Source organism: Micromonospora sp. WMMD980, from assembly GCF_029626035.1.
Taxonomy (GTDB): domain Bacteria; phylum Actinomycetota; class Actinomycetes; order Mycobacteriales; family Micromonosporaceae; genus Micromonospora.
In genome coordinates, this window is sequence record NZ_JARUBE010000003.1 from 4,526,739 (window position 1) to 4,539,027 (window position 12,289).

Here is a 12,289-nt window from a genome sequence, read left to right on the forward strand (position 1 = left end):
CCCTTGTTAACGCCTGGCGTTAACAAGGGGCCCCTCCTTTCACCACGGGCCGAAGGCGCGGTCACCGTTGGTGGAAAGCGCGGCGCAGAGGGCGTCCAGGTCGGCGCCGGTGGTGTCGGCGAGGAAGCGGACGGTCAGCGGGATCAGGTACGACGCGTTGGGCCGGCCCCGGTGCGGCATCGGCGTCAGGTAGGGCGCGTCGGTCTCCACCAGCATCTGCTCGGGCGGGGTGACGGCGGCGGCCTCCCGCAGCGCACTCGCGCTGCCGAAGGTGACCGTGCCGGCGAAGCTCAGCAGGAAGCCGCGTCGGACGCACTCGCGGGCGAAGGCGGCGTCGCCGGAGAAGCAGTGCATCACCACGGTGTCCGGCGCGCCCTCGTCGTCGACGATCCGCAGCACGTCGGCGTGGGCGTCCCGGTCGTGGATGACCAGTGCCTTGCCGTGGCGCTTCGCGATGGCGATGTGGGCCCGGAAGCTCTCCTCCTGCGCGGCCCGCCCGTCGACGCCGGTGCGGAAGAAGTCCATGCCGGTCTCGCCGACGCCGCGGACCCGGTCCCGCCCGGCGAGGGCCTCGATCTCGCGCAGCGCCTCGTCGAGGTCCGCCAGGCGCGGCGCCTCGTTCGGGTGCAGTGCCACGGTCGCCAGCACCGCCGGGTGCCGGTCGGCGACGTCGACGCCCCAGCCTGACGACTCGACGTCCACTCCGACCTGGACGAGTCGGTCCACGCCGACGTCGGCGGCGAGGGCGATAGCGGCGGCCACCGGGTCGCCGGCGCCGCCCGGCGGCGTGCCGTACTCGCCGACGGTGATGTCGAGGTGGGTGTGGCTGTCCGGCACGGGCACCGGCAACGGCTCGGGGGCGGGCGGGAATTCGCCGGCCCGGCGGGCGGCGCGCTGCTTGCGGGTCTCGGTCTGCTCGGTCATCGCGGCCAGCATCACACACCCGCCGCCGGCGGCGTTCCCGGACCGCCACCGTCCGTTCACACGCCCCACATCTGGCCGGCTTAGCTTCCCGGGGTGACCGTCACTGACCAGGCCGGCGGGGCCGCCTCCGAGCGGACCGGGGTGCGCGTGACGTACGACGGCCGGGTGCACCCGGCCGAGGAGATCGCCCGGGGCGCGGCGTACGAGTTGTTCAGCGCCGACGAGGCGCCCGGCTTCGAGTGGTGCCCCCGGCCGGGGAGCGGCTACCCGTGGCGCAGGTTCGTGCACGCGACCGAGGTGGCGGCGGTGCACGGGGCGGCGGAGCCGACCGACGAGGCCGACGCGCCGCTGCTGATGCCGGTGCACCGCGAGCACGGCTGGGCGTACGTGCACCAGCTCAGCCAGCGCCCGGCGGCGGCCGGCGACCCGACGCTGGCCGCGGTGCGGGCGTCGGCGGTCGTCCGGCCGGGCACCCGGATGATGAAGGTGCTCTCCGCCCGGCAGCTCGCCGGTTACGTGCGGGGTTGGCTGCCGCACGGCTTCTGCTACCGAGAGCACGACGTGGCGCACCTGCGCACGCCGGCCGGGATGGCGGTGCTGCGGGGCGACCCGGAGGGCGGCGACGTGGCGTACGCGTTGCGCTGGCGGGCGGCCGACCCGGCCGACTACGACGTGCCGGTCGGCCCGGCGCACCGCGGGTTGACCGTCCTGCCGCCCCGCGACCGGCTCGGGCCGCCGGTGCTGGGCACCGGTTTCGTGCCGAGCGACGCGCAGCTCGTCCCGGAGTTCGTCACCCGGGACTTCGCCGACCTGCCGATGCCGGCGAACGCCACCCTGCTCGCCTACCCGGCCGAGGGGGTGGAGGTGGTGCTCTACACCTATCAGGCGGAGCAGCGCGGCTGGCTGCGGCTGGCCGGCCCGCAGTGGCGACACCTGCTGGCGGCGGTGCCGGGGCTCTCGGCCGACCAGGAGTACGTGCCGACCGGCGACGCGCCGCGCTCCACCCAGCTCGTCGGCGCGTATGCCGGGGTGGAGTACGAGGCGGTGGCCGACCAGCCGGGCGGGTTCCGGGTGCTGGCGATGACCCGGGCGGCCCGCTACCCGGTGGAGGCGGCGGCGCGTCGGCTGCGGACGGCGGCCTGGCGCGGGGTGCCCTGCCTGGTGCTGCGGGAGGAGGGGGGCTGGCTGCGGTTGCGGCTGCGCCGCCCGGATCCGGACGCGGTGGCCCTGACCGGGGCACAGTGTCACGAACGCGGCGTCTACGAGGTCTGGGCGCCGGGCGCCGAGTTGACCGACGACCGGGTGGTGGACCTGCCGTATCCGGGGCCGCACGAATAGACGGCGGCGGGTCGGGAAGGCGTCGGGGGTCCGAGACCCACGCGTAGGGGGAATCCCGACATGCCTTTCGTCACCGTCGGTACGGAGAATTCCGCACCCATCGACCTGTACTACGAGGATCACGGTTCCGGTCAGCCGATCGTGCTGATCCACGGTTTCCCGTTCAACGGGGCCACCTGGGAGAAGATGAGCGGTCCGCTGCTCGCCGCCGGGTACCGGGTGATCACGTACGACCGGCGCGGGTTCGGTAGTTCCGCCCAGCCGGCGTCCGGCTACGACTACAACACGTTCGCGGCCGACCTGGACGTGTTGATGACCGAGTTGGACCTGCGCAACGCGATCCTGGTCGGGCACTCGATGGGCACCGGCGAGGTGACCCGCTACCTGGGCGCCTACGGGTCGGACCGGGTGGACCGCGCGGTGGTGATGGCCCCGTTGGCGCCGTTCCTGCTGAAGACCGCCGACAACCCGGAGGGCGTCGAGAAGAGCCTGTTCGACGGGTTCCAGCAGGCGATCATCCAGGATCGGTTCGCCTACCTGACCCAGTTCTGCGACGCGTTCTTCAACGCCAGCGAGAACCGGGGCAAGCTGGTCAGCGACGAGGCGTACCACGCGCACTGGCAGATCGGCGCGCAGGCGTCGGCGAAGGGCACCCACGACTCGGTGGACGCCTGGCAGACCGACTTCCGCGGTGACCTGCCCAACATCGACGTCCCAGTGTTGATCGTCCAGGGCGACAAGGACAACGTGCTGCCGTACCCGAAGACGGGTCAGCGGCTGGTGAACATGCTGTCCGACGCCAAGTTGGTGACGTTGAAGGGCGCGCCGCACGGCACGCCGTGGACGCACCCGACCGAGGTCAACAACGCGATCATGGAGTTCATCGGCAAGCCGAGCATGGCCACCGCCTGACCCGGAACGACGAGCGGCCCCGGGGGTTCCCCGGGGCCGCCGCCGCGTCGGTGGTCACCCGGCGAGGCGGGCCAGCTCCTCGTCGACGATGGACGGGTCGAGCTTGCGGAACACCGGCTTGGGCGCCGCGAGCGGCCGGCCCACCGCCAGGGGTACGGACTCCCAGCGCGCGCCGACCGTGTAGTCACCGGTCAGCACCGGGTACGCCGGCCCGCCGTCGAGGTCGTCGACCTCCTCGATCACCGGCATCGGCGCGTGCACCCCGGTGCCGCCGAGCAGCTCGTGGATCTGCTGCGCGGAGTGCGGCAGGAACGGGGTGAGCAGCGTGTTGGCGTCGCTGACCACCTGGAGGGCGACGTGCAGGATGGTGCCCATCCGCGGCTTGTCGTCGTCGCCCTTGAGCTTCCACGGCGCCTGCTCGGACAGGTATTTGTTGGCCTCGGCGACCACCTTCATGGCCTCGCCGATGGCCTGCTTCTGCCGGTGCCGGGCGATCAGGTCGCCGACGACCCCGAAGCCGGCCTTCGCGGTGTCCAGCAGCGCCCGGTCGGCGTCGGTGAGCCCGGCCGGGTCGACCGGCGGGATCGCGCCGAAGTTCTTCGCCGCCATCGAGACGGACCGGTTGACCAGGTTGCCCCAGCCGGCGACCAGCTCGTCGTTGTTGCGGCGCAGGAACTCGGCCCAGGTGAAGTCGGTGTCGTTGCTCTCCGGGCCGGCGACCGCGATGAAGTAGCGCAGCGCGTCGGCGTCGTAGCGCTCCAGGAAGTCCCGGACGTAGATGACCACCTTGCGGGAGGAGGAGAACTTCCGACCCTCCATGGTCAGGTATTCGCTGGAAACGACCTCGGTGGGCAGGTTGAGCCGGCCCAGCTCGCCGGGCTCGCCGTCGCGGGCGCCCTCGCCGGAGTAGCCGCCGAGCAGCGCCGGCCAGATCACCGAGTGGAAGACGATGTTGTCCTTGCCCATGAAGTAGTAGCCCCGGGCGTCCTTTCCCTCGCCGTCCGCCGACCACCACTTCCGCCACGCCTCGGGGTCGCCGGTGCGCCGGGCCCACTCGATGGACGCGGACAGGTAGCCGATCACCGCGTCGAACCAGACGTAGATCCGCTTGTCCGACCGGTCCTGCCAGCCCGCCAGGGGGATCGGCACGCCCCACTCCAGGTCCCGGGTGATGGCCCGGGGCTGGAGGTCGTCGAGCAGGTTGCGGGAGAACCGGAGCACGTTGGGCCGCCAGCCCTCCCGGGTGTCCAGCCACTGCCGCAGCGCGTCGGCCAGGGCCGGCAGGTCGAGGAAGAAGTGCTCGGTCTCCACGAACTCCGGCGTCTCGCCGTTAATCTTCGACTTGGGGTCGATCAGGTCGATCGGGTCGAGCTGGTTGCCGCAGTTGTCGCACTGGTCGCCGCGCGCGCTGTCGTAGCCGCAGATCGGGCAGGTGCCCTCGATGTAGCGGTCGGGCAGGGTGCGGCCGGTGGACGGGGAGATCGCCCCGGTGGTGACCTTCGCGACGATGTAGCCGTTGCGGTGCAGCCCGGTGAACAGCTCCTGCACCACCGCGTAGTGGTTGCGGGTGGTGGTGCGGGTGAACAGGTCGTACGACAGGCCCAGCGCCCGCAGGTCCTCGGCGATCACCCGGTTGTATCGGTCGGCCAGCTCGCGCGGGGTCACCCCCTCCGCGTCGGCCTGCACCTGGATCGGGGTGCCGTGCTCGTCGGTGCCGGAGACCATGAGCACGTCGTGGCCGGCCATCCGCATGTACCGGGCGAAGACGTCGGAGGGAACGCCGAATCCGGATACGTGGCCGATGTGGCGCGGGCCGTTGGCGTAGGGCCAGGCGACCGCGGCGAGAACGTGACTCATGAGCGTCAAGACTAGTGATTGCCGTGGGCGCCCCGCGAACCAATAGGGCGGGTGCCGCCGTCGTACGCCCGATTTGTCGCCGACACGCGGCTTGAGCTGCCCGACGAGCCCGGCGTGCCGGTGTCCAATGAACGTCGTGACCAGCAGACCAGCGGCACCCGAGCCGGCCGCGGCCGCGCGGGCCGCACCCGGCGCTCCGGTCGCCCCGCAGCCCCGGCTGGACCCGGCCGACCCGCCGGTGGAGGTGGAGCCGACCACCGGCGCGCCGCGGGACGCCGTGCCCCGACGGGTGCCGGTGCGGCAGCCGCGCTGGCAGCGGCGCTCCGCCCGGGCGGGCGACGAGGCGACCGGCTGGGCGCCGATCGAGGAGGTGCACTGGGACGGCACGCCGCTGCGCGACGAACCGCGCCCGCGCGCGGTGGACGCGCCGGGCCGGCGCCCGCCGCCCCGCCCGGTGCACCCGCCGGACCCGCCCGTCGGGCTGACCGTGCTGCTGACGTTGAGCCTGCTCGCCGCGTTCTTCGCCTGGGTGAGCGCCGGCCCGTTCTGGCTGGCGGTGGGCCACTCCACCGGCGGCACGGTGATGATCACCGAGTGCGCCGGGGGCGGGCTGGCGCAGCGCTGCCGGGGGATCTTCGAGGCCGAGCACGACCGCTTCCAGGCCCAGGGGGTCCGGGTCAGCGGCGTGCCGGCGGGACGGACCGCCACCGGGAGCACGCTGCCGGCCCGGATGACCGGCCCGGATGGGGTCACCGCGTACGCGGACCGGGGCGTGGGCCGGCACCTGCGCTGGCTGCTCGGGTTGACCCTGGTGGTGGGCTGCGCGGCGGGGATCGCCAGGTGGACCGGAGCGACCCGGCTGACGGATCGGCGGCAGCGACGCTGGGCGGTCGGACTGGCGCTGGCCGGCCCGCTGCTCATCACGGTCGGCTTCCTCGCCGCCGCCTGGTGAGCGGGTAAGGAGGGGCCCCCTGTTAACGCCTCCGGTAGAGAAGGGGCCCCCTCTCACACCGAGGTGTTAACAGGGGGCCCCTCCTTGCACACCTCAGCGGTGCACCACCGCGTAGACCTCGCGGCGGCGCAGGCCGTACGCGGTGGCGACCTCGGTGATCGCGTCCCGCCGCGACGCGCCGGCCGCCTCGCGTTCGGCCACCGCGGCACGCAACGCGTCGTCGTCCGGGCGGACCGCCGGCGTCGCCGGCGCACCGGCCACGACGAGCGTGATCTCGCCGCGTACCTCGTTGGCGGCGGCCCACTCGGCCAGCTCGCCCAGCGGCCGGCGGACCACCTCCTCGTAGGTCTTGGTCAGCTCCCGGCAGAGCGCGGCGGGCCGGTCCGGGCCGAAGGCATCGGCCAGGTCGGCGAGCGCCCCGCCGATCCGGTGCGTCGCCTCGAAGAGCACCAGCGTGCGCTCCTCGCCGGCGAGCGCGCGCAGGCGGGAGCGGCGGGCGCCGGGGGTACGGGGCAGGAAGCCCTCGAAGCAGAACCGGTCGCAGGGCAGCCCGGACAGCGCCAGCGCGGTGGTGACCGCGCTCGGCCCCGGCGCGGCGGTGACCGGGACGCCGACCTCCAGCGCGGCGCGGACCAGGCGGTAGCCGGGATCGGAGACGCTCGGCATGCCGCCGTCGGTGACCAGGGCGACCGTGTAGCCGGCGGCGAGCACGTCGGCGAGTTCCGGGGTGCGCCGTTCCTCGTTGCCCTCGAAGTAGGAGACGATCCGGCCGGCGACGGTGACGTCGAGGTCGCGGGCCAGCCGGGTGAGCCGGCGGGTGTCCTCGGCGGCGACCACGTCGGCGGTGGCGAGCACCTCGCGAAACCGGGTGGAGGCGTCGGCCGGGTTGCCCAGCGGCGCACCGAGCAGCACCAACCGCCCTAGCTCGGACATTTCCCCCACGGTGCGCGCTCCCTCATCGATGGTCGTACCAATTTCGGGGACGACGGACGCCACCGGGCACCCTCGCAGCCTACGATCGCCGGGTGACGAGTGCGTCGACAGCACAGGAGCCCTCCACCACCGACCGGGCCGCCGGCTCGCCGACCGACGACGGCGGGGGCGGCGGGATCCCGGCCGCGGTCCGGCGGCGACTCGCCACCGTCGACGACCACCTGGGCCGGGGGCAGGCGTGGCTGGCCACCGCCGTGGTGGTGGGGATCGCCGCGATCCTGCGCTTCGTCGGGCTCAGCCATCCGTCCGGCAAGATCTTCGACGAGACCTACTACGCCAAGGATGCCTACGGGCTGATCGACCGCGGCGTCGAGTGGAACTACAAGGACAACGGCCCGTCGTACGTGGTCCACCCGCCACTGGGCAAGTGGCTGATCGGGATCGGCGAGTGGGCCTTCGGCTACCAGGACGCGGAGACCAACGTCTCGGTGCCCGGGCACCTGATGACCACCGCGCCGGAGTTCGGCTGGCGTTTCGGCGCGGCGGTCTGCGGCACGCTGTCGGTGCTGCTGCTGGTGCGCATCGGCCGGCGGATGTTCCGGTCCACCACGCTGGGTTGCGCCGCCGGCCTGCTGCTCGCGTTGGACGGCTTCCACCTGGTGCTGTCCCGCACCGCGATCCTCGACATCTTCCTGCTGCTGTTCGTGCTGGCCGCGTTCGGCGCGCTGGTGCTCGACCGGGACGCCCGGCGGCGACGCTGGGCCCGGGCGTTGGCGGACGGCCTCGACCCGACGGCGCCGGGGCGCGCCGGGCGACCGGCAGGGGGCTGGCGCAACTGGCCGTGGTGGCGCCTGGCCGCCGGGGTCCTGCTCGGCTGCGCCTGCTCGGTGAAGTGGAGCGGGATCTACTTCGTCCCGGCGTTCGCGCTGCTGGTGCTGCTCTGGGAGGTCGGCGTCCGCCGCTCGTCCGGCGTCCGCCGGCCGTGGCGCGACGCGGTGCTCGACGAGCTGCCCTGGCTGCTCGCGGCCGGCGCACTGATGGTGGTCACCTACGTGGCCACCTGGTCGGGCTGGCTGCTGAGCGACGAGGGCTACTACCGGCTGGCCAGCCGCTACCCGAACGTGCCGGGGTTGAGCGACACCCCGTTCCTCGGTCCGCTGATCAACCTGTGGGAATACCACAAGGCCGCCTACGGCTTCCACACCCAGCTCGACGACCCGCACAAATACCAGTCCTGGCCGTGGCAGTGGCTGCTGCTGGGCCGGCCGGTCGCGTTCGCCTACAACGGTGACGGCAGCTGCGGCGCGTCGAGCTGCGCCTCCGAGGTGCTGCTGCTGGGCACTCCGCTGCTGTGGTGGTCGTTCCTGCCGGCGCTGGCCGCGACGGCCTGGCTGGGCCTGGCCCGGCGGGACTGGCGCGCCGGGGCGATCCTGCTGAGCGCCGCCGCCGGGCTGCTGCCCTGGTTCTGGTTCGCCCTCGACGGCCGGACGATGTTCTCCTTCTACGCCGCGCCGGCGGTGCCGTTCCTGGTGCTCGCGGTGGTCTACGTGCTCGGCGCGATCGTCACGCCCGCGCCGGTCACCGGTTCCGCCCCACCGCCGACCGCCGAGCAGGCGAACGACCGTCGCCTGGTGGGCGGCATCATCGCGGGCGCCTACGTGCTGCTGGTCGCGCTCTGCTTCGGCTACTTCTATCCGATCTTCGTGGGGAGGATCCTCCCGTACGTGGACTGGTCCGCCCGGATGTGGCTGGACGGTCGCTGGATCTAGGCGGGGGCGAGCGCACCACGGCCCGGCGGGGATCTCCCCGCCGGGCCGGTTATTTGGTTGCGATCACTCGGCCGCGGCGTTCGAGCCCGTCGGGGCACGAAAAAGCACGCCCCGATCGCCTGCCACGGGGGAAGCGGGCGATTGGGGCGTGCAAGACAGAGCTTAACCACAGTGTGCCAGCCGCACAACGGGTGCAGCTGGGTCAGATTTCCGACCGACGCGCCACCCCCCGAAAGGTTTACATCATGCATTTAACGGTGGGTCATCCCGCCGGAACATGACGGGTCCGGCGGGATCACCGCTCGGGTCGGGCCCCGGCCGGCCCGGCCGGGGCCCGACCCGGATGATCTTCCAAAGTGGATCTCACTACACTTCGCCCGGTGATCAACAAGAGACGATCGACGGCCGTCCTGTGGGGACTGCTGGCGGCGACCGCGCTGATCGGTCCGAGCCCCGCCGGGGCCGACGACGAGACCACCGAACCCGCCGCCGAACCACCGAAGGTCGAGCTGGTCCTCGACGTCAGCGGCTCGATGCGGGCCCGCGACATCGACGGGCGCAGCCGGATCTCCGTCGCGCAGCAGGCGTTCAACGAGGTGGTCGACGGCCTGCCGGACGAGACACAGCTCGGCATCCGGGTACTCGGCGCCACCTACCGGGGCAAGGACAAGAAGCAGGGCTGCCGGGACACCCAGCAGATCGTGCCGGTCGGGCCGGTGGACCGCACCCAGGCCAAGGCCGCCGTCGCCGGACTGCGTCCCACCGGGTTCACCCCGGTCGGACTGGCACTGCGGTCCGCCGCGCAGGACCTGGGCACCGGCAGCACCGCCCGCCGGATCGTGCTGATCACCGACGGTGAGGACACCTGCGCCCCGCCCGACCCGTGCGAGGTGGCCCGGGAACTCGCCGCCCAGGGCACCCGGCTGGTGGTCGACACGCTCGGTCTCGCCCCCGACGAGAAGGTGCGCCGGCAGTTGCTCTGCATCGCCGGCGCCACCGGCGGCACCTACACCGCGGCGCAGAGCGCCGAGGAGCTGACCGGCCGGATCAAGCAGCTGGTCGACCGGGCCCGCGACACCTACACGGCCACCCCGGCGGTGGTCGGCGGCACGGCGGCGTGCGACGGCGCCCCGCTGCTCGCGCCCGGCGTCTACACCGACCGGGAGACCTTCTCCGAGCACCGCTGGTACCGGGTGCCGGTGCGCCCGGGGCAGGAGCTGCGCGCGTCGGTGAGCGTCGCGCTGGACCGGCCGGTGAACCCCGACTACGGCGTGCTGCTGCGCGCCACCGCGCCGGACGGGCGGGAACTGGTCCGCGGCGTCGACGCCGGTAGCGGACGCACCGACGTGGTCTCCGCCGGCCTCCGCTGGTCGGCCGCCGAGGAGGAGGAAGCGGCCACCCCCGAGCCGACCCCCAGCGGTACGCGGGCCGCCCGGACCGTCTGCCTGGTGGTCAGCAACTCGTTCGCGGCCCGGCCGGGCACCCGGGCCGAGCCGGGCATGCCGGTGGAGCTGACCGTGGACGTGGTCGCCGCCTCCCCCGCGCCGGACGGGCCGGACCTCGGCCGCGGCTGGGCCCTGCTGCTCCTGCTCACCCTGGCCGGCCTCGTCACCGGGCTGGTCGCCGGGCTGCTCACCCGCTGGTGGGTCGCCACCTGGAGGGAGAACTGAGGATGCGTACCCTGATCCGCGCCGCGGCGGCGACGGTCGCCGCCGGCCTCGCCCTCGCCCCGACCGCCGCCCTCGCCGCACCGAGCCCCTCGCCGGGCGCGACGACCGTGGCCAAGGCCGGCACGTCGTTCCTCACCGCCACCACCATCGCCGCCGGCCAACCGGTGCGGGTGGGCGCCTCCACCGGCGACCACCTCTACTGGTCGTTCCGGGCCGACGCCGGGCAGGTGCACGAGGTCGGCGTCACCGTCACCTTCGGAAAGCCGCGCTCCGGCGTGTCCACCTGGACCGTCGACGTGTTCGACGGGCTGCGTCGCAGGCAGGCCTGCACGGCGGGCGCGCAGACACCGACCGCGGAGGCGACGGCCACCAGCGTGACGCTCGGCTGCACGTTGCGTCGGGTGCGGCCGTGGGCCGAGCCGTGGTCGGGCGACCCGCTGCCCGGCACCTACTACGTCCGGCTGTCCGTCACCGACCTGCCCGAGCCCGACCTGGGCGCGCCGATCGACGTGGACCTGGTGGTCGGCGCCGCCGACGCCGGCGGCGGGTCCGGCGACGACGGTGAGCTGGCGGCGCCGCTGGTGCCGAACACCCGGGCCGGGACGGTGCTGGCCGCCGAGCCGACGCCCGAACCGGTCGCCGAGGAGAAGACCGACCTGACCGGCTGGCTGCCCCAGGCCGGTTCGCGCTGGGTCTGGACCGGCGTCGGCGGTGTGCTGGCCGCCGTGGCCGGCGTCGTCGGCTTCGCGCTCACCCGGCGGCCCCGCCGCCGCTGAGACCGCGACCGGTGGTCGCCGCGAACCCGACGCGGCGGCCACCGGAAGCGCCGGCGGGTCAGAGCGGACGCGGACCGCGCGGCACCCAGCCGATGAACCGGTCCTGCAACGCGGTGACCGGTGCGCAACGCAGGTCCTGCGTGGCGGCGGCCAGACAGGAACCGAGATAGACGCTCAACGACGCCCGGTCCACCTGGTACTCGATGAGCAGGTGCCGGCGTTTCGTGGCGCAGGGCCAGTCGTCGCCGCACGAACCGCAGGTCCAGTCGGGCGTCACGGGGACGTGCTCGCCGGACCGGGGTTCCGACGCCTCCGCACCGGGGGTCATCGGCCACTCCTTCCATGGATGTCGACACTGCCTCCCCCCGCAACGTTCCTTCAGCGCCACATCGCGCTAGGGCGTTACGGTACGGTCACCGCGTGTTCCCGTCACCCACCGACGCTCGTGCGTGATTTGTTGCCGCCCATCGTCGCCGTGGCGGTGGCCGGCCCGGCCGACTGGTCCGGCGAGTTGCTGCCGGCCGAGCGCGCCGCCCTGGGCGACCGCGCGGTGCCCAGCCGCCGGCGCGACTTCACCGCCGGGCGGGTGTGCGCCCGCCGGGCCCTCACCGCGCTCGACCTGCCGGTCACGCCGGTACCCGCCGCCACCGACCGCGCCCCGGTCTGGCCCGCCGGCGTGGTCGGTGCGATCACCCACACCGACGGCTACTGCGCGGCCGCCGTCGCCCACGCCGCCGACCTGCGCGCCGTCGGCATCGACGCCGAGCGGCACCGCCGACTCTCCGAGGGGGTACGCCGGAAGGTGTGCCGCCCCGACGAGGAGGCGGACCTGGCCCGGCTGCCGTCCGGTCCGCCCTGGCCCACCGTGCTGTTCAGCGCCAAGGAGACCGTCTACAAGGTCTGGTACCCGCTCGTCGGCACCTGGCTGGGATTCCCGGACGCCCGGGTCACGCTCGACCCCGACTCGGGGACGTTCCACGCGGAGATCGCACCGGCCCGGCTCGCCGCCGCTCCGGTGCCCGATCCGCCGTCGTCGGTGACCGGACGGTTCGCGGTGGACGACGACCTGGTGCGCACCGCCGCCGTCCTGGCACACCGGTGAGGGCCTGACGGCCGGGTTGCCTCCGGCTTGTACCGTCGTTCCGACTGAAAATCCCG

General features: G+C 73.7%; 11 protein-coding genes. 7 read left to right on the forward strand and 4 right to left on the reverse strand.

Going from position 1 to position 12,289, the window contains the following annotated elements:
- Positions 1 to 39 precede the first annotated feature (39 nt).
- On the reverse strand, positions 40 to 936 hold the full coding sequence (locus tag O7618_RS21205) for a TatD family hydrolase (RefSeq protein ID WP_278110102.1): 897 nt from the start codon (positions 934 to 936) through the stop codon (positions 40 to 42).
- 81 nt (positions 937 to 1,017) lie between these two features.
- On the opposite strand from O7618_RS21205, the gene O7618_RS21210 reads away from it, so the two are divergent.
- Together O7618_RS21210 and O7618_RS21215 are read left to right on the forward strand one after the other, a co-directional pair.
- Positions 1,018 to 2,262, forward strand: coding sequence for a hypothetical protein (locus tag O7618_RS21210; protein ID WP_278107874.1), 1,245 nt, complete (start codon positions 1,018 to 1,020; stop codon positions 2,260 to 2,262).
- Between the two features lie 60 nt (positions 2,263 to 2,322).
- Positions 2,323 to 3,174 carry an alpha/beta hydrolase gene (locus tag O7618_RS21215; RefSeq protein WP_278107875.1) on the forward strand — a complete coding sequence of 284 codons (852 nt, stop codon included), beginning with the start codon at positions 2,323 to 2,325 and terminating at the stop codon, positions 3,172 to 3,174.
- 54 nt (positions 3,175 to 3,228) lie between these two features.
- Here the strand turns inward: O7618_RS21215 and metG are convergent, their stop codons facing one another.
- Complete coding sequence (gene metG / locus O7618_RS21220; protein WP_278107876.1) at positions 3,229 to 5,031, reverse strand: methionine--tRNA ligase; 1,803 nt, start codon at positions 5,029 to 5,031, stop codon at positions 3,229 to 3,231.
- 127 nt (positions 5,032 to 5,158) lie between these two features.
- Between metG and O7618_RS21225 the strand changes: the two genes are divergently transcribed.
- Entirely contained in the window at positions 5,159 to 5,983 is an 825-nt protein-coding gene (locus O7618_RS21225) for a hypothetical protein (protein WP_278107877.1), read from the forward strand.
- 93 nt (positions 5,984 to 6,076) lie between these two features.
- On the opposite strand, the gene rsmI is transcribed toward O7618_RS21225, so the two are convergent.
- Positions 6,077 to 6,925 (reverse strand): 16S rRNA (cytidine(1402)-2'-O)-methyltransferase, encoded by an 849-nt coding sequence (rsmI, locus tag O7618_RS21230; RefSeq protein WP_278107878.1) that lies wholly within the window; start codon positions 6,923 to 6,925, stop codon positions 6,077 to 6,079.
- Positions 6,926 to 7,008: 83 nt separating this feature from the next.
- On the opposite strand from rsmI, the gene O7618_RS21235 reads away from it, so the two are divergent.
- From O7618_RS21235 to O7618_RS21245, 3 genes are all read left to right on the forward strand, one after another.
- Positions 7,009 to 8,685, forward strand: a complete 1,677-nt coding sequence (locus O7618_RS21235; RefSeq protein WP_278107879.1) for a phospholipid carrier-dependent glycosyltransferase — start codon at positions 7,009 to 7,011, stop codon at positions 8,683 to 8,685.
- 380 nt (positions 8,686 to 9,065) lie between these two features.
- Entirely contained in the window at positions 9,066 to 10,355 is a 1,290-nt protein-coding gene (locus O7618_RS21240) for a VWA domain-containing protein (RefSeq protein WP_278107880.1), read from the forward strand.
- Between the two features lie 2 nt (positions 10,356 to 10,357).
- A complete protein-coding gene (locus tag O7618_RS21245; RefSeq protein WP_278107881.1) occupies positions 10,358 to 11,131 on the forward strand; it encodes a peptidase in 774 nt (257 codons plus the stop codon).
- 58 nt (positions 11,132 to 11,189) lie between these two features.
- Here O7618_RS21245 and O7618_RS21250 read toward each other — a convergent pair whose 3' ends face one another.
- Positions 11,190 to 11,459: a hypothetical protein gene (locus O7618_RS21250; protein WP_278107882.1), complete on the reverse strand. Its 270-nt coding sequence runs from the start codon at positions 11,457 to 11,459 to the stop codon at positions 11,190 to 11,192.
- Positions 11,460 to 11,576: 117 nt separating this feature from the next.
- Between O7618_RS21250 and O7618_RS21255 the strand changes: the two genes are divergently transcribed.
- The gene (locus O7618_RS21255; protein WP_278107883.1) at positions 11,577 to 12,233 is read left to right on the forward strand and encodes a 4'-phosphopantetheinyl transferase superfamily protein; all 657 of its coding nucleotides are present in this window, start codon (positions 11,577 to 11,579) and stop codon (positions 12,231 to 12,233) included.
- Positions 12,234 to 12,289: the final 56 nt, after the last annotated feature.